At 48.7% G+C, this 23,994-nt stretch carries 26 protein-coding genes; 24 read left to right on the top strand and 2 right to left on the bottom strand.

Going from position 1 to position 23,994, the window contains the following annotated elements; translation table 11 throughout:
• The first annotated feature begins 39 nt into the window (after window positions 1-39).
• The 8 genes from G3255_RS10060 (at window position 40) to G3255_RS10025 (ending at window position 5,903) form a co-directional block, all read left to right on the top strand.
• Entirely contained in the window at window positions 40-1,293 is a 1,254-nt protein-coding gene (locus G3255_RS10060) for a tetratricopeptide repeat protein (RefSeq protein ID WP_211654346.1), read from the top strand.
• A gap of 14 nt (window positions 1,294-1,307) precedes the next feature.
• Complete coding sequence (locus G3255_RS10055) at window positions 1,308-1,871, top strand: ReoY family proteolytic degradation factor (protein ID WP_211654345.1); 564 nt, start codon at window positions 1,308-1,310, stop codon at window positions 1,869-1,871.
• Window positions 1,864-2,328 (top strand): YpiF family protein, encoded by a 465-nt coding sequence (locus tag G3255_RS10050; RefSeq protein WP_349291430.1) that lies wholly within the window; start codon window positions 1,864-1,866, stop codon window positions 2,326-2,328. Before G3255_RS10055 ends, G3255_RS10050 begins: the two co-directional genes overlap by 8 nt.
• A gap of 140 nt (window positions 2,329-2,468) precedes the next feature.
• Window positions 2,469-2,972: a QcrA and Rieske domain-containing protein gene (locus G3255_RS10045; protein WP_211654344.1), complete on the top strand. Its 504-nt coding sequence runs from the start codon at window positions 2,469-2,471 to the stop codon at window positions 2,970-2,972.
• A gap of 21 nt (window positions 2,973-2,993) precedes the next feature.
• Entirely contained in the window at window positions 2,994-3,668 is a 675-nt protein-coding gene (gene qcrB, locus G3255_RS10040; RefSeq protein ID WP_211654343.1) for a menaquinol-cytochrome c reductase cytochrome b subunit, read from the top strand.
• Window positions 3,669-3,704: 36 nt separating this feature from the next.
• Window positions 3,705-4,487: a menaquinol-cytochrome c reductase cytochrome b/c subunit gene (locus G3255_RS10035; protein WP_211654342.1), complete on the top strand. Its 783-nt coding sequence runs from the start codon at window positions 3,705-3,707 to the stop codon at window positions 4,485-4,487.
• A gap of 60 nt (window positions 4,488-4,547) precedes the next feature.
• Entirely contained in the window at window positions 4,548-5,156 is a 609-nt protein-coding gene (lhaT, locus tag G3255_RS10030) for a lipoprotein heptaprenylglyceryl N-acetyltransferase LhaT (protein ID WP_211654341.1), read from the top strand.
• Window positions 5,157-5,219: 63 nt separating this feature from the next.
• The gene (locus tag G3255_RS10025) at window positions 5,220-5,903 is read left to right on the top strand and encodes a zinc metallopeptidase (RefSeq protein ID WP_211655826.1); all 684 of its coding nucleotides are present in this window, start codon (window positions 5,220-5,222) and stop codon (window positions 5,901-5,903) included.
• 64 nt (window positions 5,904-5,967) lie between these two features.
• On the opposite strand, the gene G3255_RS10020 is transcribed toward G3255_RS10025, so the two are convergent.
• Window positions 5,968-6,831: a YitT family protein gene (locus G3255_RS10020; RefSeq protein ID WP_211654340.1), complete on the bottom strand. Its 864-nt coding sequence runs from the start codon at window positions 6,829-6,831 to the stop codon at window positions 5,968-5,970.
• Between the two features lie 102 nt (window positions 6,832-6,933).
• Here G3255_RS10020 and G3255_RS10015 point away from each other — a divergent pair, with 102 nt between their 5' ends.
• The 16 genes from G3255_RS10015 to G3255_RS09940 all read left to right on the top strand — a co-directional run bounded on the left by G3255_RS10015 (window position 6,934) and on the right by G3255_RS09940 (window position 21,143).
• A complete protein-coding gene (locus G3255_RS10015) occupies window positions 6,934-7,275 on the top strand; it encodes a nucleotide pyrophosphohydrolase (RefSeq protein ID WP_211655823.1) in 342 nt (113 codons plus the stop codon).
• On the top strand, window positions 7,275-8,075 hold the full coding sequence (gene dapB, locus G3255_RS10010) for a 4-hydroxy-tetrahydrodipicolinate reductase (protein ID WP_211654339.1): 801 nt from the start codon (window positions 7,275-7,277) through the stop codon (window positions 8,073-8,075). The genes G3255_RS10015 and dapB overlap by 1 nt, the downstream gene beginning before the upstream one ends.
• Window positions 8,076-8,093: 18 nt before the next feature.
• A complete protein-coding gene (gene mgsA, locus G3255_RS10005) occupies window positions 8,094-8,498 on the top strand; it encodes a methylglyoxal synthase (protein WP_068462627.1) in 405 nt (134 codons plus the stop codon).
• An 11-nt stretch (window positions 8,499-8,509) separates the two neighbouring features.
• Complete coding sequence (gene bshA, locus G3255_RS10000; RefSeq protein WP_211654338.1) at window positions 8,510-9,652, top strand: N-acetyl-alpha-D-glucosaminyl L-malate synthase BshA; 1,143 nt, start codon at window positions 8,510-8,512, stop codon at window positions 9,650-9,652.
• Complete coding sequence (locus G3255_RS09995; RefSeq protein ID WP_211654337.1) at window positions 9,649-10,782, top strand: CCA tRNA nucleotidyltransferase; 1,134 nt, start codon at window positions 9,649-9,651, stop codon at window positions 10,780-10,782. The genes bshA and G3255_RS09995 overlap by 4 nt, the downstream gene beginning before the upstream one ends.
• The gene (locus tag G3255_RS09990; RefSeq protein ID WP_211654336.1) at window positions 10,760-11,740 is read left to right on the top strand and encodes a biotin--[acetyl-CoA-carboxylase] ligase; all 981 of its coding nucleotides are present in this window, start codon (window positions 10,760-10,762) and stop codon (window positions 11,738-11,740) included. Before G3255_RS09995 ends, G3255_RS09990 begins: the two co-directional genes overlap by 23 nt.
• Before the next feature lie 221 nt (window positions 11,741-11,961).
• The gene (panC, locus tag G3255_RS09985) at window positions 11,962-12,798 is read left to right on the top strand and encodes a pantoate--beta-alanine ligase (RefSeq protein WP_211654335.1); all 837 of its coding nucleotides are present in this window, start codon (window positions 11,962-11,964) and stop codon (window positions 12,796-12,798) included.
• Between the two features lie 3 nt (window positions 12,799-12,801).
• Complete coding sequence (gene panD / locus G3255_RS09980; protein WP_058380581.1) at window positions 12,802-13,185, top strand: aspartate 1-decarboxylase; 384 nt, start codon at window positions 12,802-12,804, stop codon at window positions 13,183-13,185.
• Window positions 13,186-13,325: 140 nt separating this feature from the next.
• The gene (gene dinG / locus G3255_RS09975) at window positions 13,326-16,088 is read left to right on the top strand and encodes an ATP-dependent DNA helicase DinG (protein ID WP_211654334.1); all 2,763 of its coding nucleotides are present in this window, start codon (window positions 13,326-13,328) and stop codon (window positions 16,086-16,088) included.
• A gap of 43 nt (window positions 16,089-16,131) precedes the next feature.
• A complete protein-coding gene (locus G3255_RS09970) occupies window positions 16,132-16,302 on the top strand; it encodes a YpmA family protein (RefSeq protein ID WP_211654333.1) in 171 nt (56 codons plus the stop codon).
• Window positions 16,303-16,310: 8 nt separating this feature from the next.
• Window positions 16,311-16,784, top strand: a complete 474-nt coding sequence (locus G3255_RS09965; protein ID WP_211654332.1) for a cell wall elongation regulator TseB-like domain-containing protein — start codon at window positions 16,311-16,313, stop codon at window positions 16,782-16,784.
• A gap of 14 nt (window positions 16,785-16,798) precedes the next feature.
• The gene (locus G3255_RS09960; RefSeq protein WP_442757088.1) at window positions 16,799-17,989 is read left to right on the top strand and encodes a pyridoxal phosphate-dependent aminotransferase; all 1,191 of its coding nucleotides are present in this window, start codon (window positions 16,799-16,801) and stop codon (window positions 17,987-17,989) included.
• Window positions 17,990-18,018: 29 nt separating this feature from the next.
• The gene (asnS, locus tag G3255_RS09955; protein WP_211654331.1) at window positions 18,019-19,314 is read left to right on the top strand and encodes an asparagine--tRNA ligase; all 1,296 of its coding nucleotides are present in this window, start codon (window positions 18,019-18,021) and stop codon (window positions 19,312-19,314) included.
• A gap of 128 nt (window positions 19,315-19,442) precedes the next feature.
• The gene (locus tag G3255_RS09950) at window positions 19,443-20,144 is read left to right on the top strand and encodes a DnaD domain-containing protein (protein ID WP_211654330.1); all 702 of its coding nucleotides are present in this window, start codon (window positions 19,443-19,445) and stop codon (window positions 20,142-20,144) included.
• Between the two features lie 11 nt (window positions 20,145-20,155).
• A complete protein-coding gene (nth, locus tag G3255_RS09945) occupies window positions 20,156-20,836 on the top strand; it encodes an endonuclease III (protein WP_211654329.1) in 681 nt (226 codons plus the stop codon).
• On the top strand, window positions 20,811-21,143 hold the full coding sequence (locus tag G3255_RS09940; RefSeq protein WP_211654328.1) for a YpoC family protein: 333 nt from the start codon (window positions 20,811-20,813) through the stop codon (window positions 21,141-21,143). Before nth ends, G3255_RS09940 begins: the two co-directional genes overlap by 26 nt.
• A gap of 103 nt (window positions 21,144-21,246) precedes the next feature.
• Here the strand turns inward: G3255_RS09940 and G3255_RS09935 are convergent, their stop codons facing one another.
• Window positions 21,247-23,967 (bottom strand): PBP1A family penicillin-binding protein, encoded by a 2,721-nt coding sequence (locus tag G3255_RS09935; RefSeq protein ID WP_211654327.1) that lies wholly within the window; start codon window positions 23,965-23,967, stop codon window positions 21,247-21,249.
• Window positions 23,968-23,994 lie beyond the last annotated feature (27 nt).

Below are 23,994 nucleotides of genomic sequence, written 5' to 3'. Positions count from 1 at the left end.
GTACGATAACTATATAACGGCAAGGAATAGGTGATGCAAATGGCAACTTTACAAAAGATCCAAGAAGCTGTGCAGGCTGGAGATACGGCTGCACTTGATACATTGCTCGAACAATATTTGTTAAAAGGCGATCCCGATGAGCAATATGCGGTCATGGAATGGCTGCAGGAGATCGGCTTTATCGAAGAAGCGCTCCGTGTGGTGGAGCATCTGCAGTACATGTTTCCGGAAGAGGCGCAATTACGCGTCGACCGTTCGAAATTGCTGATCGATGCCGATCGTGAAGATGAGGCGCTCAATGAGCTGATGGCCATACCGAAAGACGATGAATTATACCCTCAGGCACTTGTCACACTAGCAGATCTGTTTCAGCTGCAGGGGCTTCTTGAGGCAGCGGAATTGCGGCTGGACGAAGCGATCGGCCTGATGCCTGATGAACCGCTCCTGCAACAGGCAAAAGCGGAATTGTTACTCGACTCCGGGCGCTACCTGGAGTCTGCACGGATCTATCAGGAACTGGAAAGCCGCAATGTCAAAATCGAAGGCGTCAACCTCAGTGAACGGCTTGCGGAAGTGTATAGCGCCGGGGCAGCTTACGAGGAAGCCTTGCCTTATTATGAGCGTGCACTGGAAGACGAAGCGCAGCCCGACGTATTATTCGGCGCAGCATTTGCCGCTTTCCAGGCGAAACAATATGAATTGTCCGTGAAGCGTCTGGATGAACTTTTGGATGCCGATCCTGATTACTTCTCTGCTTATTTATTGAAAGCGCAATGCTTCAATATGATGGAAGACTATAAACGTGCTTACGATGCCATCAAAGAAGGCCTCGCACGGGATGAGTTCGACAAGGAATTGTATTTGTTTGCAGGGAAACTCGCGTTGAAGCTCGGCAAAGGCGAAGAAGGCGTCGAAATGCTCCGCCAGGCGATCGCACTCGATCCCGAATACATGGAAGCCCTTTATGCGTTGATATCTTATTTGCATACAGAAGAGCGCGACGAAGAATTGCTTGAGCTTGCCTCGATGGCTGTCGAAAGCGGAAACGACTGGCATGCGCTGTATCCGATGATCGCGAGAGCGTACGATCGGACAGAACAATTCGGCAAAGCTCTGGAGTATTATGAAAAAGCCTATCCGGCCTTTTCCGACGATCCCGAATTCCTCGAATCCTATGCCTTATTTTTAGTGGAGGAAGGGAAACGCGACCGCGCTCTCGAAATAATCAAACAGCTTCAAGCGCTGGAGCCTGAAAACCCGCAATGGTTCGATTGGCTGCAATCGTTTGAATGAAAGGGGGAGACGATATGACTGCATCCGTTTCTGTAGGCGAGAAAAAACAATTTGTCCGCTGGTTCCTCGGGTCTTATAAGATGAAAAGGCGTGAATGCATTTGGATCCTCAATTACCTGTTGAGTAATGATGAATTGCTGGAGAAAACGCATTTTGTCGAAGAAGCGCATTATTGTCCCCGCGCCATGGTCATGTCGACAACTGAATCGAAGGAAATCCCGTTCCAGTTCTATAAAGGCAAGCTGATGACCGCCGATGCTGAAAAGTCTTTCCACGATCTCAGGCTCCATCCTGATGAGCCTTTATATGTACAATTGAATTTTCCAAGCATTCCGCCCGCGGCGCTATATCTTGCGGTACTGGAAGAAAATCCGCATATGCCTAAAGGGGCGTCGGTCAGCGAACAGGACCGCCTGATTGCCGAAAAGGTATTGAATGAAAGTTTGTCGTCATATCAGGAAGAAACGATCCTCAAAAAAATCGACGAAGCACTGGACGCAGGAGATAAGGAACGGTTCTTTGAACTGTCTGCCCTGTTGTCTGTTGTGAAATCGGCGAAAAAAATGGAGAGTGACTAAATACATGCATTTCAACAGCAAAGACATCGATTTATATGTAAATCAAAAAGATTACGTCGATACCGCGGTCGTGCCGCTGATCGAATTGGACTTGAGCGCTTCAGGCATGAAAGCAAGCGCAGGGGCTTCTGAATATTTGCAGTCCTTGACTGTTATATTGGAAAAGCAATTCAAAGGGCGGATACTTTTGCTTCCGCCTATTTCTTATGTCCGCGCGGCAGACCGGACAGAGCTCGGCGAACAATTGAAGAAAGAGCTGTCGGAAACAGGGTTCAAGCATATTTTCTACCTGACGACTGACTCGAAATGGCGAGCTGTCGAAGAACTGGACAATGTACTATGGCTGCCGGCGATTCCGACTGGGGATATGGACCAATCTTTCAAGAAATCCGTCATGGAAGACCAGCTGCGGCAAGTGCTGCCGCTGTTCACCAAAGAATGGACACATCATTCATGAAATGTTCACAAACTGTTCCAATAGACTGAATGCAATATTGACCTTAAGTTTTGATTGATATATCATTAGGTTGTCCTAGTAATTATATTTGAATGACTATGTCCAATGGACTGACCTTGAATGTTAGAGGGGGGAAAAGAATGAGTAATAATCGTGTATCACGACGCCAATTTTTAGGTTACACACTTACAGGTGTGGGTGGTTTCATGGCAGCAGGTATGTTAATGCCGATGGTGCGTTTTGCAGTCGACCCAATTCTACAGCAACACGACGCTGGAGATTATGTTTTGACTGACAAAGCAGTAGCCGACATTACAGAAGAACCAGTACGCGTCGACTTTACCTACGAACAAGTAGATGCATGGTATACATCTGAAGTCACGAATTCTGCATGGGTGTACAAGGAAGGCGATAAACTAATCGCACTTTCACCTGTCTGCAAACACTTGGGATGCACAGTCAACTGGGGCGGGGATCCAGAAAACCCGACACAGTTCTTCTGCCCTTGCCACGCTGGCCGCTATGAGAAGAATGGCCAGAACATCGCAGGTACACCGCCGCTCGGACCTCTTGATGAGTATCAAGTTGAAGAACAAGATGGTTTTGTTGCCATCGGAGCAGTAAGAGAAAACACTTTAGTTTAATAGTTAGGGGGTACGACACCAGTGCTAAACAAGTTATATGATTGGGTAGATGAGCGATTGGACATCACGCCGATCTGGCGCGATATTGCAGACCATGAAGTACCGGAACACGTTAACCCCGCACACCACTTTTCAGCATTTGTTTATTGTTTCGGAGGACTGACATTCTTTATTACAGTCATCCAGATCCTATCTGGCATGTTCCTTACCATGTATTACGTGCCGGATATTGAAAATGCTTGGCAGTCGGTTTATTATCTCCAGAATGAAGTCGCTTTTGGGGAAATCGTGCGTGGGATGCACCACTGGGGAGCTTCTTTAGTAGTAGTTATGATTTTCCTTCATACGCTGCGTGTATTCTTCACAGGGTCATATAAAAAACCTCGTGAATTGAACTGGGTCGTCGGCGTATTGCTGTTCGGCGTAATCCTCGGTCTATCTTTCACAGGTTATTTGCTTCCATGGGATATGAAAGCATTGTTCGCAACAAAAGTTGGGATTGAAATTGCAGCTTCTGTACCGGTGATCGGCGATACGATCAAAATTTTGCTTGCAGGGGATTCAACGATTCTCGGCGCACAAACTTTGACTCGCTTCTTCGCGATTCACGTCTTCTTCTTGCCTGCTGCTTTGCTTGGGTTGCTCGCAGCACACTTTATCATGATCAGAAGACAAGGTATTTCAGGACCATTGTAATTCATCCTTGACCAAGGATTTTAAGGAGGGGACACTATGCATCGCGGAAAAGGGATGAAATTTGTAGGGGATTCACGTGTTCCGAGCAAAGAGTTTCGGAAACCGAATATCCCGAAAGATTACTCCGAATATCCTGGCAAAACAGAAGCCTTTTGGCCGAACTTCCTTCTAAAAGAATGGATGATCGGTTCTGTCTTCCTAATTGGGTATTTGCTCTTGACTGTCGCCCACCCTTCGCCTCTTGAAGGCCAGGCTGATCCGACAGACACAGCATATATTCCATTGCCAGACTGGTATTTCTTGTTCTTATATCAATTATTGAAATATGAATTCGCGTCCGGACCGTTCAACGTTATCGGCGCAATCATCATCCCGGGCTTGGCGTTCGGTGCTTTGATGCTTGCACCGTTCCTTGACCGGGGACCGGAACGCCGTCCATCGAAACGCCCATTGCCGACTGGCTTCATGCTTTTGGCAATCGCGTCCATCGTTTTCCTGACTTGGGAATCAGTAGCTAACCATGACTGGGAAGCAGCGGCTCGCCAAGGGGAGATCACGGAAGAAGTGGAAATCGATACAGCGGATCCTGGATACGAAATCTATTCAGCAGCGGCTTGTATCAGTTGCCACGGCGATAACTTGGAAGGGGCAGTCGGACCGAGCTTAATCGGAACTGGCTTGTCAGCAGAAGAAATCGCTGAAATTGCCGTGAATGGTATCGAAGAAGGTGGAGTGCAATCCATGCCGCCTTCTTGGGACGGAACCGACGAAGACCTTCAAGTCATGACAGAGTTCATTGCTGGACTTGAAGCTGAATAAACTTACAGAAAAAGAGCCGGGAAACCGGCTCTTTTTTTCTGCACAAGAAAGGAAGGTTGGATGGTAGAATTCACAGCAAAAATTTCTGCTTGGCTGATGTTCCGGCCCTTTTTAATATTGCTGTTCTTTGTTAATTTAGGAGGCACGATTTACGGTTACATTTGGTACGGCTGGCAATTGCGCATCACCGAACCGATTTTCCTTATCTTTGTGCCGGACAGCCCAACGGCCAGCCTGTTTTTCACGATAGTGCTGGGCCTATGGATCATCGGCAAGCACAGCCCGCTGATTGAAGCGCTCGCTTTTGTCACGTTGATCAAGTATGGCTTATGGGCGGTTGTCATGAATTTATTGACACTGTTGCAAACCGGGTCGATCGGCTGGCTTGGCTGGATGCTCGTCGCTTCCCATTTCGCCATGGCGCTGCAAGCTGTGCTTTATTTTGAACATTACCGATTTGGCTATATATCTGTTGCACTTACTGCTATTTGGACTTTACATAACGATGTCATCGATTATGTGTTTGGGCAGATGCCGATTTACTCGAGCTTGAGCGAATTTAGCGCACAAATCGGTTATTTCACGTTCTGGCTGTCAATTGCCTGCATCGCGTTCGCCTGGTTCACAGCGTCACAGAACCGCCACCTGGAACCGCGGCGTATCAGTTGACCGAAAGTCAGAAAAACAAGTAAAATAGACATATAGAAACACAAAGAGAGGTTGATCAATAAAATGGGATTGAGCGGCTATATAATTTATTTTATCGTCTTGTTAATTGTGCCGATTTGGGCTCAAATGAAATTGAAAAGCACGTATAAGAAATATTCTAAAGTCCGGTCGACTTCCGGTCATACAGGGGCCGAAGTGGCTCGCATTATTCTTGACCAAAATGGCTTGAGTAATGTCAAAGTCGTTGAAAGCCGCGGCATGCTTAGCGACCACTACAACCCGATGACCAAAACAGTCGCGCTTAGCAGCCATAACTACCATGAGCCATCGGTTGCTGGTACTGCTGTCGCAGCGCACGAAGTAGGGCACGCGATTCAGGATGCAACGGATTATTCATTCCTGCGCTTCCGCCACCGCCTTGTGCCGATGGTCAATATTTCTTCCAATATGTCCTGGGTATTCATCATGATCGGCATATTTGCACAGATGAGCGGCGCATTGTTGATCGGTATCGCGCTTCTAGCAGTCGGTGTGTTGTTCCAATTGGTCACTTTACCGGTCGAGTTTAACGCTTCGAACCGCGCGATGGACCAGCTGTTGTCTCATAACGTCATCCGTAACGATGAAGAGCGGCATGCGAAAAAAGTATTGAACGCAGCAGCGATGACTTATGTAGCAGCTACTGCAGTTGCAGTGATCGAACTTGCTCGTCTGATCTTGATCTACACAAGCATGGATCGTTCATAATAAAACGAAACGGGCGGGAAAAGCATTTGCTTTTCCCGCCCTTTTTTTATTTGGCATAATCGCATCAAAGAGGCTGTTTCTGTTCGTCGAGCGTAAACCCTTCACCCATCACGTCATGCACTTCGATCAACGAGACGAAAGCGTGGGGATCGACGGAATTGACGATGTTTTTCAGCCGCACAAGCTCATTGCGGGCAACGACGCAATACAACACTTCGCGCTCTTCTTTGGTGAAATGGCCATAGCCACGGAGAATGGTGATGCCGCGATCCATTTCAATGGCGATGCGGCTCGCAATTTCTTCTTGTGAATTAGAGATGATCAATGCGCCGCGTCCAGAGTAAGCCCCTTCTTGGACGAAGTCGATGACACGGGCACCGACGAATACTGCGACGAGCGTATACATCATGGAGCGGTAATCGAGGAACGTCAACCACGACAGCATGATGACCAATGCATCGAATAGAAACATTGTCTTGCCCATGCTCCAGCCGAAATATTTCTGGACGAGCCTGGCGATAATGTCAACCCCGCCGGTCGTCCCACCGTAGCGGAAAATAATGCCGAGCCCCATCCCGACAAAGACACCGGCAAACAAAGCGGCAAGAAATAAATCATCTCGCAACGGAATTTGGACTTCGTAGACAAGGAAGATTTTCAAGAAGACAGAAACAGCGACCGTGCCGATGATCGTATAAAGAAATACCTTGCGCCCAAGCAGTTTCCAGCCGATAAAGAATAAGGGGATGTTCAATAGCAGGTTCATTAAAGCCGGATCCCAGTTCCATAGGAAATACAAAATCAGCGTAATCCCGGCGAAGCCGCCTTCCCCTAGCTCATTTTGGATATTAAAATGAACAAAGCCGAAACTATAGATAGCTGAGCCGAGCAGGATGAAAAAGATGTTTTTCAACTGAAGATCTTTCATAAAAAAGCAGCCTCCCTTTTTTGTCATCAACTTCTGTATTATCTGCCATGCTGCCGTTTTTGACAACACCCCCTGTTTTCTTTACGATTGAATGGGAGTGTGATGATAGTGAACGCAGATAAAAGCATGAGGCAATTACAGCAAGAAGTGGACCGCCACATCGGGCAGTTTAAAGAAGGGTATTTTGCGCCGATGGAGATGCTTGCGCGGATGACTGAAGAACTCGGGGAACTGGCACGCGAAGTCAATCATGTGTACGGGCCGAAAAAGAAAAAAGAGTCAGAAGCCGAAAAGCTGATCGAAGAGGAAATGGGCGACGTGCTCTTCGTCTTGATCTGCATGGCCAACTCCATGAATATCGATTTGCAGGAAGCCCATGATGGGGTCATGGAAAAATTCCGGACCCGTGATAAAGACCGCTGGACGAGAAAGGAAGAACAATGATGACGATAAAAGTAGCGATTGCTGGAGCCCGCGGGAAAATGGGCAAAGAAGCTGTACATACTGTAATGGAAAATGCCGATATGGAATTGGTGGCAGCATTGGACTATAAAGACATTGGCGCGACATTAGCCGAGACGGGCATGTTTCCTGAAAGTTTTCAAGTACCGGTCTTTACCGATCTCGAAGCGCTTCACGGCCAGCATGAACCGGATGTCCTCGTCGACTTGACGACGCCTGAGCACGTCTATGCGCATACCAAACAAGCACTGCAGCTCGGCATTCGCCCGGTCGTCGGGACAACGGGATTTTCCACTGAGGAGTTGGAAGAATTAACAGAACTCGCCAAAACCTCAGAGCTTGGCTGCATTATCGCGCCGAATTTTGCAGTGGGGGCAGTGTTGATGATGAAGTTTGCAGAACAGGCGGCAAAATATTTGCCGGATGTGGAAATTATCGAAATGCATCATGACCAAAAACTGGATGCCCCGTCAGGCACTGCCATGAAGACGGCGCATATGATGAGCGAAACGCGGCCGGTACACCAGCAAGGCCATGTAGATGAGAAGGAAACTTTGCAAGGCGCTCGCGGCGCAGACTACGAAGGTATGCGCATTCACAGCGTCCGGCTGCCGGGCTTAGTTGCCCATCAGCAAGTGCTCCTTGGCGGAGAAGGCCAGCTTTTAACATTGCGCCACGATTCGTTCAACCGTGGTTCCTTCATGTCAGGCGTTAGTTTGTCGATTCGCGAAGTGATAGAGCGCAAGGAATTAATTTATGGCCTGGAACACATCATTGGCTAAAATAATGGAGGCGATTGGATGAATATCGCATTGGTTGCGCACGATCGGAAAAAAGATGACTTGATACAATTTGCACTAGCTTATAAGCCTATCTTGGCGAAGCATCAGTTGTACGCAACAGGAACGACCGGTTCCCGGTTAGTTGAAGGGACAGGATTGGCGGTCCATCGTTTTCAATCCGGGCCGCTTGGCGGTGACCAGCAGATCGGGGCGATGATTGCCCAGAATGAAATGGATATGATTATCTTTTTCCGCGATCCGTTGACAGCCCAGCCGCACGAGCCGGATGTCACGGCTTTGATACGTCTCTGTGATGTATACCAAATCCCGCTTGCGACCAATATGGGAACAGCTGAAGTCCTCCTGAAAGGCTTGGAAAACGGATTGGTCGATTGGCGGCTCCTTAGCGACCGCCGGAAATAGGAGGAGAAATTTTGCGAAAAATGAAGATCGGAATTACATGTTACCCGACAGTCGGCGGATCTGGCGTAGTGGCGACAGAACTGGGGAAAATGCTGGCTGAAAAAGGCCATGAAATCCATTTCATCACCTCAAGTACGCCGTTCCGGCTGAACCGCCTGTATGCGAATATATTCAGCCACCAAGTGGATGTCAACAGCTATTCAGTGTTTCAATATGCACCGTATGACATCGCGCTGGCAACCAAGATTGCGGAAGTGATCAAAAACGAGGAATTGGACCTTTTGCATGTGCATTACGCTATCCCTCATGCCGTCTGTGCGATATTGGGACGTGATATGGCCGGATCCGACATCGGCATCGTCACGACTTTGCACGGCACTGATATTACCGTACTCGGCACGGACAGTTCACTGAAAGATGCGATTCGCTACGGTATCGAAAAATCCGATATCGTGACAGCGGTGTCGGATTCATTGAAACAGCAAACCTACGATATGATCGCGCCGGATAAAGAGATCGAAACCGTCCATAACTTCGTCGACGAACGGGAATATCATCAGCACGATTCAGCCAAGTTGAAGGAAGAGCTGGGCATTGAAGCGCACGAAAAAGTATTGATCCATGTGTCGAATTTCCGCAAGGTGAAGCGCGTGGAAGATGTCGTCGCCACTTTTGCAAAAGTACAAAAAAATATCGGCGCTAAATTATTGCTAGTCGGTGACGGTCCAGAAATGAGCCGCATCCACCAGCAAGTGAAAGACCTCCATATCGAACAGGAAGTCTTGTTCCTCGGCAAGCGTGACAATTTATCGGAGCTTTACAGCATGAGCGATGTAAAATTGCTGATGTCTAAAAAAGAAGCGTTCGGCCTGGTCTTGCTTGAGGCGATGGCTTGCGGCGTTCCGGCAATCGGTACGCAAATCGGCGGCATCCCCGAAATCATCGAACCGGGTGAAAACGGCTTTTTGGTGGAACTCGGCGATATCGACGCTGCGGCAAATGCGGCAATCCGCATATTGACCGACGATATGCTCCATGAAAAAATGTCGGGGGCGGCTTTAGAAACCGTGAACAAACGCTTCAGTTCAGAGAAAATTCTTGCCGAATACGAAACGCTTTATGCGCGGTTGCTGAAACAGGCCGATAAGCAATGAAACAGGCCAAGCACATCATCGAGCGCTTAAAAGAAGCGGGGTTTGAAGCTTATATGGTCGGAGGAGCTGTGCGGGATTATTTGCGCGGAACCGTGCCTCATGATATCGACGTAGCGACTTCCGCAGCCCCTGAGCAAGTGAAAGCCTTATTCGAACGGTCGATTGACACTGGGATCGAACATGGGACCGTCATGATCCTCATCGAGGGACAGGGAACCGAAGTCACCACATTTCGCACAGAAAGCGGCTATTCGGATAATCGAAGGCCGGATAAAGTGGAATTCGTCAATTCATTGTATGAAGATTTAAAACGCCGTGATTTCACCATCAATTCAATGGCGATGACGGAACAGATGGACATTATCGACCCTTTCGGCGGCAGAGATGATTTAAGTGCAGGCATTATCCGTGCGGTCGGTATTCCAGAAGAGCGTTTCGCAGAAGATGCGCTGCGCATGTTGCGGGCGATCCGATTTTCGGGCCAGCTGAATTTCCACATCGATCCAGCGACTAAAAAAGCCATCATTGAGCATGCTGAAAGGATACAGTCTGTCGCGATGGAGCGCATCAAGACGGAATTGGACAAAGTCATGGTTTCTGCAGCCCCACGCATCAGCATGCGTTATTTGATCGAAACCCGCCTGAACGAATTTTTGCCCTCAGGCAGATTATTTGAGTTGGATTGGTCTCGCTACACAGCCGGCAAAGATCCATTGTCGGGCTGGTTTTACCTATTGCATCAAAATAACGAGACTTTTGGTGCGATACGCGAATACCGTTTTTCCAACCAGGATAAAAAAGACCTTCAATATGCACTTGAAGCGAGCCGTCTGCCATTTTGGGACGATTGGGCTTATTACAGCTTCACAGAACGCCAATTGATGATTGCGCAGGCGGCGTCGCATAAAACAGAAGCGGTGAAAGAGCGTCAACAGGCGTTGCCGATCCACTCGAAATCGGAGCTTGCGGCCAATGGGCGCGATTTGATGGAATGGACGGGAAAAAAGGCGGGGCCTTGGCTGAAAGAGTGGACCTTGCATATCGAAAAAGCAGTGGTTGAACGTCGCTTGGCCAATGATAAAGAACGTATAAAGGACTGGTTCATAGATGAATATCACCGTCACACATAAATTAGCGACACGGCTATTAGAAGCAGGGACGGAACCGGTGTCCGGCCAGCAATTGGCAGACGAGTTCGGGGTTTCGAGAACGGCGATTTGGAAACATATGAAAGAACTCGAAGAAATGGGCTATGAAATCGAATCGGTGCGCAAAAAAGGCTACCGCATCCAAAACAGCCCAGACAGCCTAGAAACTTTTCTTGTCCAAGCCGGGCTCAAGACAGAAAAAATCGGCAAGCGGATTGAGTATATGGAACAATGTGCCTCGACTCAAATCGTTGCGCACCAATTGGCACAAGAAGGTGCGCCGGATGGAACGGTCGTCATTGCGGAGCTTCAGACTGAAGGCAGAGGCCGTTTGATGAGAAAATGGGATTCGGCGAAGGGCCAAGGCATCTGGATGAGCGTTATCTTGCGTCCGGATGTCCCGCCCCATAAAGCGCCTCAGTTCACATTGGTCGCTGCGGTGGCGATCGTCCGGGCGATTCAAACAGTGACGGGTCTAGAAGCATCGATCAAATGGCCGAACGATATCCTGTTCGGCGCGAAAAAAGCGACAGGCATCCTGACAGAGCTGCAATCGGACGCTGACGGGATCCAAGCGCTGATCATCGGCATCGGCGTCAACGTCAATCAAGAGCGGGAAGATTTCGATGCTGACGTCCAGGACATCGCGACTTCCTTACGCCTCGAGTCCGGCCAGCCAGTAAACCGCAGGGAATTAGTGCAGGAAATCCTGCACTTTCTTGAAATCTATACAGAGCTGTATATTGAAAAAGGATTTGCCCCGTTAAAAATATTGTGGGAAGGGCATTCCGCGACAATCGGCAAAGCCATTCGCGCCCGCATGTCGCGTGAAACCTTGGAAGGCGTAGCTGAAGGCATTACAGAAGATGGGGTCTTGCAGCTGCGTACTGCTGACGGTAAGCTTCACGGCATTTATTCAGCGGATATCGAGCTGAAGTAAAGGATATAGGCATTTTCCAGGAATTCTGCTATAGTGAAAATGACGGGCAGTATCCGATAGCGAACTGCACCGTGGCACGTAACAGTAAGCAATAAATGAATATGATTCTGCCTTGATCATTACGTGACAGGGACGGAGGAAACCGAATTGGAATTTTCTGTCCTTCTGTCTTCTGACAGAAGGCTTTTTATATGGTTTTCTCCTCAAAAGGAGAGGGAAACATGCAAGTCGTAAACACAGTGAAAGCTTTAAGGAATTGGGTTCTGAGCACAAAAGAAAGCGGGCAGTCAATCGGGTTGGTGCCGACGATGGGCTTCTTGCACGAAGGGCATTTAGCGCTTGTTGAATCCGCAAAATCGGAGAACGACTTGGTGGTTATGAGCATTTTCGTCAACCCGGCACAATTCGGCCCGAATGAAGATTTTGACCGCTATCCACGCGATTTCGACCGCGACAGCACGCTCGCTGAAAAAGCGGGTGTCGACGTGATTTTTGCCCCGTCAGTAGAAGAAATGTATCCGCGTGAATCGCAAATCACGATGGGAGCGGGAACACTTGCAGATGTCTTGTGCGGAAAAAGCCGACCGGGACACTTTGATGGCGTGCTGAAAGTAGTGACGAAATTATTCCATCTCGTTCAACCCGATATGGCCTATTTTGGCCAGAAAGATGCACAGCAACTGGCGATCATTGAGTCGCTTGTGAGGGATTTCGATTTCCCGTTGGACATCCGCCGCATCGCAACAGTCCGTGAACCGGACGGGCTTGCCAAAAGTTCACGCAATGTCTATCTGAGCGAAACAGAACGCGCAGAAGCGCCAAAACTTTATCAAGCCTTGCAACGGGGAGTGACGATTGCTCGCAACGGCAAAGACCCAATTCCGGAGATGACCCGGTTCATCCAGTCGGAAACTTCCGGTACAATCGATTACATCGAGCTGCTGTCTTACCCGGACTTGACCGAAGCGCCGAACGGACAGGCGATCCTCGCGCTCGCTGTCCAATTCCAAAAAGCCCGGCTCATCGACAATATCATTTTTAATTTAAAGGAGAACTGACCTATGCTTAGAATGATGCTCAATTCCAAAATCCACCGTGCGACGGTAACTGAAGCCGATTTGAATTATGTCGGCAGCATCACGATTGACCAGGATCTATTGGATGCAGTCGGCATGCTGCCGAATGAGAAAGTCCATATCGTCAATAATAATAATGGCGCCCGCTTCGAGACTTATATCATCGCGGGGGAACGGGGAAGCGGCGTTATCTGTGTCAACGGGGCAGCAGCGCGACTCGTACAGCGCGGGGACATCGTCATCATCTTGTCTTACGGTTATGTCATGGACAAAGACGCGCGCAGCCATAAACCGACAGTGGCCATCATGGATGCGGACAATTCCATTAAAGAAATCATCCATTACGAACCGGAAGCGACGGTCATGTAAGGATGGAGACGGAAACACTCCACCAGGGAAAATCTTTCCCTGGTGGAGTGTTTGTTATTTTGCCGTGTTCCCGCCGGCGAACAGCGGGCGAATATGTTACAATTTTTCCTGAGAGAATCACCTGAGAAAGAGGGGTTATCATGAATTCCCAAAAATATGTCGTTGTCGATATCGAAACAACGGGCCATTCCCCTGCAAAAGGTGACCGGATTATCCAACTGGCGATGGTGGCGATCGAACAAGGAGAAATCGTTGATACATATACGAAATTCATCAATCCGCAACGGAAAATTCCGGCGTTTATCCAGGATTTGACCAATATAACGGAGCGGGACGTTGAAGGTGCAGAGCCTTTTGAAGCGTACGCCGAGGAAATTTATAGGCAATTGGAAGGCGCCATCTTCATTGCCCATAATATCCATTTTGATTTGCCGTTTCTTCAGGCAGAACTGAGCCGTGCCGGAATGCCGAAATGGCAGGGGCTGGCCATGGATACAGTAGAGCTTTCACGTCTCGTTTATCCGACTGCCTTCAGTTATAAATTGCAGGACATAGCGGCGGAACAAGGCATCAGCTTGACCAATGCGCATCGCGCCGATGACGATGCCTTGGCGACGGCTGAATTGTTTTTACGTGCGAAACAGGAACTGGTTGAACTTCCTTATGATACGCTCGTCCTTTTGCATAAGCGCTCTTTCCAATTGAAATCGGACTTGTCGCGGCTGCTGTTTGAAATTACACAGCAAAAACGCAATGGCCAAGCCGATAGATACGGACGTTTCCGCGGCATTCCGATTGTCCCGAAAGCGGAGCGCGCGCAAGTTTCCGATGATTCGCCGCAGCAGTCTGCTTGGCGAAAAGGCTTGGAGATGGTCAAGCCGGAATACGAGCAGCGGCCGAGCCAAGTCGCGATGATGCAAGCGGTGGAGCGTTCCATCCGTGAGCGAAGTGAATTGGTAATTGAAGCATCGACCGGCATGGGCAAGACACTCGGCTACCTTTTGCCGGCAGCCGCTTATGCCAAAGAATCGAGCAAGCAAGTGGTCATCAGTACGTATACAACTCACCTGCAGGATCAGCTCGTCACTAAGGAAGTCAAGCTCGCTGAAGAATTTCTTGGCTCAAACATCCACGTGGCGCTTATCAAAGGGCTGTCGCATTATATCGATTTAGGCCGTTTCTTCGAGTTGCTTCACGGGGAAGATGAGTCCTATGACGAAACGTTCACGATCATGCAGATCATGGTCTGGTTGACTTCGACCAAGACCGGCGATTTAAACGAATTGAATGTATCGAGCGGTGGCCAGTTGCTCGTCGACAAAGTGCGCCGTTCGCATTTAAGGAAACTGACAAAGCTTGAAAAAACCGTCGATTTCTATGAATATGCACTGACTGAAGCTGAACATGCCGATATCATTGTGACCAACCATGCATTCCTATTGAATCCGCATAACCAAAAGCGGGCAATCTTAAAAAATGTTGAGGCCTATATATGGGATGAAGCGCACCAAGTGGTGCAGGCGGCAGTGGCCTATAAAGAGAAAACCTTTGTCTACACGCAATGGCGCTATGTATTCGGCCAATTAGGAAGCTTTGATGAAAATCAGCTGTTTTCAAAATTCTACCGCGTTGCCGAATCGCATGGTTTTGCCAGAGTGCCCGATCTATTGCAAATGGAATCTTTGTATTTAAAGTACACCAGTTTATTCGATGAAGTGACGCTTTATCTTGCACAGGCTTTCCAGAACAAATTCCATAATAGCCGCACACGAAAATGTGCATCTTTATTGGATGAATTGGATTTTGAACGGGAAAGTTTCATGGATTTCCTGAGATTCTTGAACAGTTGGATCGACATCGCCCAGGCCATTCTGCAAAAAGCAGAACGCTTTACGGAACTGACGATGAATGAACGGCTGGTGCTTGCGGATTTCCGTTATTGGACTGAAGAGTTGATGCTGAAATCGGTGGAGTTCAGTGAAATTTTCCTGTTCCCGAAAGAAGATGAAGTTTCCTGGATCGAAGGCGACTTGCGCAGCATGCCGACGAGCTTATCGCTCTACAAACGGCCATATGAAGTCGCGTCGCTTGTCGATAAGGTCATCGGCCAGGCGAGAGGTGAAAAAGCGGTTATTTGGCTGTCGGGCACAATGAGCGTCCCATCGAATGAGCGTTTTATTGTCAATCAGCTCGGTATACCGAATCATGTGCCGATCGATAAATTCGAACCTGCCGATCAATTCTACAGCGGCGCGAAAGTCTATATCGTCGAGGACATGCCGGATATCCAGCAAGTGTCCCAGCAGGAATACATCGAATCCGTGGCGGATGCGGTCACCCAAACGGTGCTCGTTACCGAAGGGCGCTGCTTTGTCTTGTTCACTTCCCAGGACATGCTCAGGAAAACGGTCGATTTGATCCAAGATTCCCAGCTGCTCGATGATTATATGCTGTTTGCGCAAGGCATGTCTTCGGGCAGCCGCATGAAATTATTGAAGTCGTTCCAGCGGTTCCAGAAATCGGTGTTGTTCGGGACCAATAGTTTCTGGGAAGGCGTCGATGTTCCGGGTGATGCGCTGCGAGCTGTTGTCGTCGTAAGGTTGCCCTTTACATCGCCTGAAGAGCCTGTTTTTAAAGCGAAATCACGGATTATATCCAAAGAAGGCATCAATCCGTTCATGCATTATGCGCTGCCGGAAGCGGTGCTGCGCTTGCGCCAAGGGTTCGGCCGGCTGATCCGTTCGAAAAAGGACAAGGGCTTGTTTATCGTGCTGGACCGCCGCATTGAAACCAAATCATACGGCGAGGAATTCCTGCATGCCTTGCCGGACGTGCCGGTCGCCAAAGTGTCTTTGGAAAAGATGGTAACCGATATTGAACATTGGTATAATAAGCAAGGATAAAGGGGGAAGAACGGTTCCCTCAATCGAAAGGAAGTGCCGAACAATGGAATCCAAGATCGAAGTATTAAATACTGTGCAAGTCGATTATCAATCCGACCTGTACAAAGTGGTCGATGCATTGAACCGGACATTGAAAGACCGCGATTTGATGTTTGGCCTGGCGCTCGATAAAGACGACCAGTCAAAAGCGGTTTTCACAATTTATAAAACCTAGGTGATCATATGAAAGAATGGACGAAATTCATCATCGTTTTTCTGTCTTTTTTGGCTGTAGCCATTGTGCTGGTCATTTTATTCCTCGGCAATAAACCGTTTTCGGAAGCAGAACAAGCGGCCGTTGAAAAAGTGGAAGCGGAAGGGCTGCTCGATGAAGTGGAGCGGGCATACGTCTATTCCAGTTCGACCCAATCGGTGACGGTTCTTGGAACGGATGGGGAAGGACAGATAAAAGCCGCCTTCGTTCCTGAAGAAGGGGACATGGAAGCATTAATGCTTGAAGACCAACTGACCGCTCAACAAGCGCGCGAAATCGTTCAAGAGGATATGGAAGTCGAGGAAATCCTTCATACGAAGCTTGGCATGGAAGAGGCCGGGGCTGTATGGGAAATCGCCTTTTTGAACGAAGCAGGGCGCTTGAACTACGTCTATCTCTTGGCGGAAGACGGCACTTGGTGGAAACGCATATTGAATTTGTGAAAGGGTTGATCAATTTGTTGAAATTAGCAAACCGTGTACAGACCTTGACGCCATCTACGACATTGGCGATTACGGCAAAAGCGAATGAACTGAAAGCACAAGGCGTCGACGTCATCGGGCTCGGTGCAGGAGAGCCGGATTATAACACGCCTCAAAACATTCTCGATGCAGCCGAGCGCTCCATGGAAGAAGGCAAGACGAAATATACGCCTGCTGGCGGGTTGCCGGCGCTAAAGCAAGCGATCCAGGACAAATTGCAGCGCGACCAGGGACTAAGCTACGATAAAAATGAAATCCTGGTCGGCGTCGGGGCAAAACATGTACTTTATACGTTATTCCAAGTATTGTTGAATGAAGGCGATGAAGTCATTATCCCGATCCCTTATTGGGTCAGCTATCCGGAACAGGTGAAATTGGCTGGAGGCGTGCCGGTTTACATAGAATCAACAGCCGGGCAATCGTATAAAATCACTCCCCAACAATTGCGCGAAGCGATTACAGACCGCACAAAAGCTGTCATCATCAACTCGCCAAGCAATCCAACAGGCATGCTGTATACGAAAGAAGAGCTCGAAGCACTCGCTGAAGTGTGCCGCGAAGCGGATATCCTCATCGTTTCCGATGAAATTTATGAAAAATTGATTTACGGGGATGCCACCCATATTTCCGTGGCTGAACTGTCAGAAGATGCGAAAAACCGTACGGTAATCATTAATGGCGTGTCGAAATCGCATTCGATGACCGGTTGGCGCATCGGCTATGCAGCCGGCGATAAGGAATTGATCAAAGCAATGACTGACCTTGCGAGCCATTCGACTTCGAACCCGACGACCACGTCACAATACGCTGCAATCGAAGCCTATAACGGGCCTCAAGATGCAGTGGAAGAAATGCGCCAGGCATTTGAAAGCCGCCTGGAAGCTATTTTCCCTAAAGTGGAAGAAATTCCAGGATTCACCGTTTTGCGTCCTCAAGGGGCATTCTATTTGCTACCGGACGTTTCAGAAGCTGCAGCGAAAACCGGCTTTTCTTCAGTAGATGATTTTGCGAAAGCATTGCTCGAAGAAGCGAACGTAGCGGTGATTCCAGGATCTGGATTTGGTGCGCATTCGACTATTCGTTTGTCCTATGCAACATCTCTTGAATTGTTGGAACAAGCAGTCGAACGCATCAGTCAATTCGTCCACAAGAATTGGAAAGAATAAGCACTATACATTTGGAGGCTATTGAATAGATGAAAAAAATCACTATCGCCGAAATGGCAAAATATAACGGACAAACCATCAAGCTCGGCGCATGGGTCGCCAATAAACGCTCTAGCGGAAAAATCGCCTTTCTTCAATTGCGCGACGGTTCCGGCTTCGTGCAAGGCGTCGTTGTCAAAGCAGAAGCGGGCGAAGAGATCTTTGCCAAAGCGAAAGCATTGACGCAAGAAACTTCCCTGTACGTGACAGGTGAAGTGAAAGAAGACGAGCGCTCTGCCTTTGGCTACGAGCTTTCGATTTCAGATATTGAAGTGATCCAGGAAGCGAAAGATTTCCCGATCACGCCAAAAGAACACGGTACTGAATTCTTGATGGACAACCGCCACCTGTGGCTGCGTTCAAGAAAACAGCACGCCATCATGAAAATCCGTAATGAAATCATCCGTGCCACTTACGAATTCTTCAACGACAATGGCTTCGTCAAAGTGGACCCGCCGATTTTGACGGGATCGTCTCCTGAAGGCACATCGGAATTGTTTGCAACAAAATACTTCGATGAAGATGCATATCTGTCACAATCCGGCCAGCTTTATATGGAAGCGGCTGCGATGGCATTAGGAAAAGTGTTCTCGTTCGGCCCGACTTTCCGTGCCGAAAAATCGAAAACCCGCCGCCACTTGATCGAATTTTGGATGATCGAACCGGAAATGGCCTTTGTGGAACATGCAGAGAGCTTGGAAGTCCAAGAGCAATACGTGGCCCATATCGTGCAATCCGTCTTAAAGAATTGCCAGCTAGAACTCGAGCGCCTTGGCCGCGACACAACGAAGTTGGAAAAAATCCAAGCCCCGTTCCCGCGCGTCACATATGATGAAGCGATCAAATGGCTGAACGACAACGGCTTTGACGATATCAAATGGGGCGAAGATTTCGGTGCGCCTCACGAGACTGCATTGGCAGAAAGTTACGATATGCCGATTTTCATCACGCATTACCCGATCGGCATCAAACCGTTCTATATGCAGCCGCATCCAGACCGCGACGACGTCGTGCTATGCGCTGACATGATCGCACCTGAAGGCTACGGGGAAATCATCGGTGGATCTGAACGCATCCATGATTACGAGTTGATGAAACAGCGCATCCAAGAGCATAATTTGGACGAAGCTGCGTATGAATGGTATTTGGACCTCAGCAAATACGGAGCGGTGCCGCATTCAGGATTTGGTTTAGGCCTTGAGCGCACTGTCGCTTGGATCAGCGGAGCAGAACATGTCCGCGAATCGATTCCATTCCCGCGTTTATTGAACCGTCTATACCCTTAAAAAAGTTAAACAAGACAATAACAAGCTGTCCGGCAGAAATCCTTTCAACAGGTTTTCTGCCGCGGTAAATGAAATATCCTAATAGATTTAGACAGCTAGAAATTTGCATACAGAAAGGTGGTTGGGATATGAAACAGTCTGACCGATTGCAGCAATGGATTGAGCAGGGAAATGTGACCATTTCCCAGCTTTTTTTTCAGTTTTACCGGCGCTTGAAGATTAGTGACGAAGAAGCAATCATGCTATTGCAGATTCATTCCTTCCAACAGGCAGGGAACGTGTTTCCGACACCGGATGAAATCGCCTCAAGGATGTCCGCCAGCCAGAATAGCGTGACGACGATGCTGCAGAAATTGATGCAGCAAGGCTATTTGTCGATACGCCAGGAAACGGCAGACGGCATGCTGACAGAGACGATTTCGCTCCAGCCTTTATGGGACAAGCTCGTAGATTGCCTGGAAGTTCAAGCGCAAACCGAAAAAGAGCATACGCAAAAAGAACAGGAAGGCGAGATCTTCCAACTATTTGAACAAGAGTTCGGACGTTTTCTATCGCCGATGGAAATTGAAACAATTTCCATGTGGATGGACCAGGACGGCCATACGCCGGAAGTCATCCGCATGGCTTTGAAGGAAGCTGTCATCGCGCAGAAAATCAGCTTGCGCTATGTCGATCGTATTTTATTCGAATGGAAGAAAAAGAATATCCGGACGTCGAGCCAAGTGTCACGGCATGCGAATTCGTTCCGGGAAAAAAACATCCGCATCCAGCCGCAGGAAAGCACCGCAAAAAAAGTGCAATTCTATAATTGGTTGGAAGAACGGAATTAGCAGGTGATAGGATGATGACGAAAAAGGAATGGCTTGCTTGCCTGGAGGAAATGGACCATATGTTTCCGGATGCCCATTGTGAATTGATCCACCGCAACCCGTTCGACTTGGTCATTGCGGTATTATTGTCTGCACAATGCACCGACAAGCTCGTCAATAAAGTGACGGCGGATCTTTTTGAAAAATACCATACACCGGAAGATTATCTTTCGGTTCCTTTAGAAGAATTGCAACAGGACATCCGGTCGATTGGCTTGTTCCGCAATAAAGCGAAGAACATCCAAGCGCTTAGCCGCATACTGATCGATCAGTACGGCGGGCGTGTGCCGGAAGACCGTGATTTATTGATGAGCTTGCCAGGTGTCGGGAGAAAGACCGCCAATGTGGTTGTTTCGGTCGCATTCAATAAGCCGGCGCTGGCCGTCGATACCCATGTCGAACGCGTCTCAAAACGGCTCGGCTTATGCCGCTGGAAAGATTCTCCCTTGCAAGTCGAAGAGACCATCATGAAAAAAACCCCTGCAGAGGATTGGTCAAAAACCCATCATCAAATCATTTTCTTCGGCCGCTACCATTGCAAAGCGCAGAATCCTGGCTGTCATGTGTGTCCGTTGTTCGACCGTTGCCGCGAAGGGAAAAAACGCGATAAAAAAGGGCTTGTGAAACATGACGCTGTCACGGAAATCAATTGATCAGGCCGTTTCGCCGTTCTATGAGGAATGGGCTGATTTAAGGCAGCAGATGCAATCCTGCTTTCAGCAGCAGGCGGGTGACTGCCGTGAGCTTATTGCACAAGGTTATGGGGTTTACAAAGCATTGCAAAAAACGCTCGTTGGCTTGTTTGGAAGCGCTGCGCCGTCTCCATTGAATGAAAACGAGCGGCTTGAGTTTGTGAGAAACTCCAAAAGCGCACACGCAGCTTCTCGGCAGCTCGAGCAATTATTTGGGGAGCTCAAAAAGAAAGTCGCGCGCATAAAGATCGGCTACCCAGCTGAGTGAATAATGGAACCCAGGGCAGAAGTATCTTCTGCCCTGGGTTTTTTTGCGCAAAAAAAGCCTGCCCCAGAGTCTAGGGCAGGCCTTTTAAAATTGGGATGGAAGATCAAGATGCGTCTTCATCATCCTCGCTGTTTGAGTTATTTCCGTTATTATCGCCATTATCGTTGCCATTGCCGTTACTATTACCATTGCCGTTCCCATTTTCATTGGACGAGGCATTGCTGCCTGATCCTTCTTGGTCTCCTTCTTCCGGTTCTTCCGGCTGTTCAGGAATGTCTACGGGTTCATCTGGAGTTTCTACGGCTTCTTCTTCCTCAGCCGGTTCCTCTTCAGCAGGCTGTTCTTCGGCAGGCTCTTCTTCAGCTGGTTGTTCTTCAGCCGGTTCCTCTTCAGCCGGTTGTTCTTCGGCTGGTTCTTCTTCCACCGGCTCTTCTTCAGCCGGTTCTTCTTCTGGCTCTTCCTCAGGCTCCTCTTCAGGAGGAGGCGTGATTTCGATGGTGGTGGAAGCAGGGTCACTGCGTCTGCCATTTTGAGTGGCAACGATGCGGAATGTATAAGTGACGCCTTCTTCTAGCCCATTATAGGAATAGCTGGTGTTGTCTGTCGTCGTCAGCACTTCGCCGTTGACGGAGACTTCGAATGATACATCATCTGAACCATGGTTCCAGCTCAAGTTAGCTGTTGAGCCGCTGACGTCTGCTCTTAATCCAGAAGGTCGGTCAGGGTCTGCCACAAATCGCTCTGATATTGTACTGGGCTCCGTCCCCCTTGCAAATAATTCTTCACTGCGCATGCTCCATGGGGTGAACGGGCTCGCCAGGCGAAGCGGCTCAGTGCCGACTTCAATGACTTCCTCGGTTACCGAATCCGGCTGTTGGAAGCTTGCCGTTTCCGGTGAAGAGATCTGGCTCATCACTTGCTTGTACAAACGCTGTGCAAGCAAGCGTTCGTTTGAAGCGGTGTCAATCGGTGTTTCAACATTAGGATAGCCGCTCCAAACTGAGATGGAATAGTCAGTTGTGTATCCGGCGAACCAAACATCACGGGCAGAAGTCGCATCAAGATTATATTCTTGGAGTTTTTCTGCAGAATAGTTAGATGTACCGGTTTTACCGGCCATGTCCAATCCGCTGATGGCGGCTTCTTTGCCTGTCGCTCCCGAAATGCTCGTATCGACGACGTCGCGAAGCATGTCTGTCACCATATAGGCGGTGCTGTCTTTCATCGCCGTAACTGGTTCAGGGGCGACGACTTCTTCTGTCGAACCGTCGCGGAAGACGATTTTTTTGATAGTATGAGGTTCAGTGAATACCCCATTGTTGCCGAAAGCAGCAAAAGCACCGGCCAGTTCAACAGTGGAAATATTATCTGCACCGAGTGCTGTGGATTCATAGACATTTTCTAAATCCAATCCAACTTTTTGAACAAAGTCTTTTGCGTTATCAGATCCTACTTCAGCTAAAGCTTTAACTGCAGGGATATTGCGTGAGCGGTACAGGGCTTCACGTGCCGTCATTGGCCCAAGGAATTCACCGTCAATATTACGGATTTCCTGACCGCTGCTATAAGAATATTCTTCATCGACCAATGTCTGTCCAGTCGACCAACCTAAATGTTCGATGGCCGGTCCATAGCTGACTAGGGGTTTGATCGTTGAACCGATGACGCGGTCTCTAGCCGTCGCAAAGTTTCTGCGCACATCGCCTTCGTACTCACGGGCCGCCCCGACTGCGCTGATGCCGCCAGTTTGCGTATCGACGACTGTCATGGCAGACTCGACTTCGTCGTCGAAGAAGAGGTCTGAAGCCATCGTCTCGTTGACGCGTTCTTGTACATACGGCTCAAGCGTCGTGTAAATGGTCAAGCCTTCATCCAGCGAATAACCGCCTTCGAGGGCTTCGAGCTCATCGACAACCATTTCCATGAATGCCGTGTATTCGGTGCTTTCTTCCGTTGTGGTGCGCTGATCTTCCGGAAGAAGAGTCGATTCGACTGGAGTGTTCCATGCTTCTTCTTTTTGAGCTGCATCGATTTTCCCATGCTGTTCCATCAAATTCAAGACGACATCGCGGCGCTCTTCAGCGGCTTGCGGGTTCTTGAACGGATTGTAGCGGTTCGGGCTTTGCGGCATGCCGGCAAGCAGGGCAGCTTCGTGAAGTTCCAGTTCAGCCGCTGGTTTTCCGAAGAACTGCTCAGCAGCAGTACCGAAGCCGTACGTATTTCCTGACATTAGGATCTTGTTGAAATACATCTCAAAAATTTCTTCTTTAGAGTATTCCTGTTCGAGCTTGAAGGCCAAGTAAGCTTCCTGTGCTTTACGTTTCAATGTTTTTTCATTGGACAGGAAAGAGTTCTTGATGACCTGCTGGGTGATGGTGCTGGCTCCTTGAGAACCGAAACCGCCTGTGACATTGGCGACGACTGCACCGCCGAGGCGGATCAAGTCAATTCCGGAGTGGTCATAGAAGCGATTATCTTCGGTTGCGAGGATCGCGTCTTCCATGACTTGTGGAATGTCTTCATATTCTACGTATTCCCGGTTTTGAGCTGTGAAAAATGGGATTTCCGTTTCACCGTCATTTGCCAGGAATACCGGGCTGATTGGGTCTCTCAACAACTCTTCATCAAGTTCAGGTGCGCTGGACGCATAAACGGCGAACAGGACGACCCCGAACAAAAAGCCGGCTACAGCAAGTGCCGCAATAGCCAAGAATCCTCTTTTGATCCAGGTTTTTGCACCGGATTTCTTTTGTTTGTTGGAATTTTTCCGTTGCCGTTCAATTGATTTTCTGCGTTCTTCACGCGATATTTTCTTATCACTCACAAGCGCTTCCTCACTTTCATGTATATG

The organism is Planococcus sp. MSAK28401 (assembly GCF_018283455.1).
GTDB classification, from domain to species: Bacteria; Bacillota; Bacilli; order Bacillales_A; family Planococcaceae; genus Planococcus; species Planococcus alpniumensis.
This window is presented reverse-complemented; position numbering and strand designations above follow the sequence as displayed.

What these genes read in the sequence shown, in the direction of transcription:
- G3255_RS10060 (WP_211654346.1), top strand. Translation starts at nt 40, where the DNA reads ATGGCAACTTTACAAAAGATCCAAGAAGCTGTGCAGGCTGGAGATACG.
- G3255_RS10055 (WP_211654345.1), top strand. Translation starts at nt 1,308, where the DNA reads ATGACTGCATCCGTTTCTGTAGGCGAGAAAAAACAATTTGTCCGCTGG.
- G3255_RS10045 (WP_211654344.1), top strand. Translation starts at nt 2,469, where the DNA reads ATGAGTAATAATCGTGTATCACGACGCCAATTTTTAGGTTACACACTT.
- G3255_RS10035 (WP_211654342.1), top strand. Translation starts at nt 3,705, where the DNA reads ATGCATCGCGGAAAAGGGATGAAATTTGTAGGGGATTCACGTGTTCCG.
- lhaT (WP_211654341.1), top strand. Translation starts at nt 4,548, where the DNA reads ATGGTAGAATTCACAGCAAAAATTTCTGCTTGGCTGATGTTCCGGCCC.
- G3255_RS10025 (WP_211655826.1), top strand. Translation starts at nt 5,220, where the DNA reads ATGGGATTGAGCGGCTATATAATTTATTTTATCGTCTTGTTAATTGTG.
- G3255_RS10020 (WP_211654340.1), bottom strand. Translation starts at nt 6,831, where the DNA reads ATGAAAGATCTTCAGTTGAAAAACATCTTTTTCATCCTGCTCGGCTCA.
- G3255_RS10015 (WP_211655823.1), top strand. Translation starts at nt 6,934, where the DNA reads ATGATAGTGAACGCAGATAAAAGCATGAGGCAATTACAGCAAGAAGTG.
- dapB (WP_211654339.1), top strand. Translation starts at nt 7,275, where the DNA reads ATGACGATAAAAGTAGCGATTGCTGGAGCCCGCGGGAAAATGGGCAAA.
- mgsA (WP_068462627.1), top strand. Translation starts at nt 8,094, where the DNA reads ATGAATATCGCATTGGTTGCGCACGATCGGAAAAAAGATGACTTGATA.
- G3255_RS09995 (WP_211654337.1), top strand. Translation starts at nt 9,649, where the DNA reads ATGAAACAGGCCAAGCACATCATCGAGCGCTTAAAAGAAGCGGGGTTT.
- G3255_RS09990 (WP_211654336.1), top strand. Translation starts at nt 10,760, where the DNA reads ATGAATATCACCGTCACACATAAATTAGCGACACGGCTATTAGAAGCA.
- panC (WP_211654335.1), top strand. Translation starts at nt 11,962, where the DNA reads ATGCAAGTCGTAAACACAGTGAAAGCTTTAAGGAATTGGGTTCTGAGC.
- panD (WP_058380581.1), top strand. Translation starts at nt 12,802, where the DNA reads ATGCTTAGAATGATGCTCAATTCCAAAATCCACCGTGCGACGGTAACT.
- dinG (WP_211654334.1), top strand. Translation starts at nt 13,326, where the DNA reads ATGAATTCCCAAAAATATGTCGTTGTCGATATCGAAACAACGGGCCAT.
- G3255_RS09970 (WP_211654333.1), top strand. Translation starts at nt 16,132, where the DNA reads ATGGAATCCAAGATCGAAGTATTAAATACTGTGCAAGTCGATTATCAA.
- G3255_RS09965 (WP_211654332.1), top strand. Translation starts at nt 16,311, where the DNA reads ATGAAAGAATGGACGAAATTCATCATCGTTTTTCTGTCTTTTTTGGCT.
- asnS (WP_211654331.1), top strand. Translation starts at nt 18,019, where the DNA reads ATGAAAAAAATCACTATCGCCGAAATGGCAAAATATAACGGACAAACC.
- G3255_RS09950 (WP_211654330.1), top strand. Translation starts at nt 19,443, where the DNA reads ATGAAACAGTCTGACCGATTGCAGCAATGGATTGAGCAGGGAAATGTG.
- nth (WP_211654329.1), top strand. Translation starts at nt 20,156, where the DNA reads ATGATGACGAAAAAGGAATGGCTTGCTTGCCTGGAGGAAATGGACCAT.
- G3255_RS09940 (WP_211654328.1), top strand. Translation starts at nt 20,811, where the DNA reads ATGACGCTGTCACGGAAATCAATTGATCAGGCCGTTTCGCCGTTCTAT.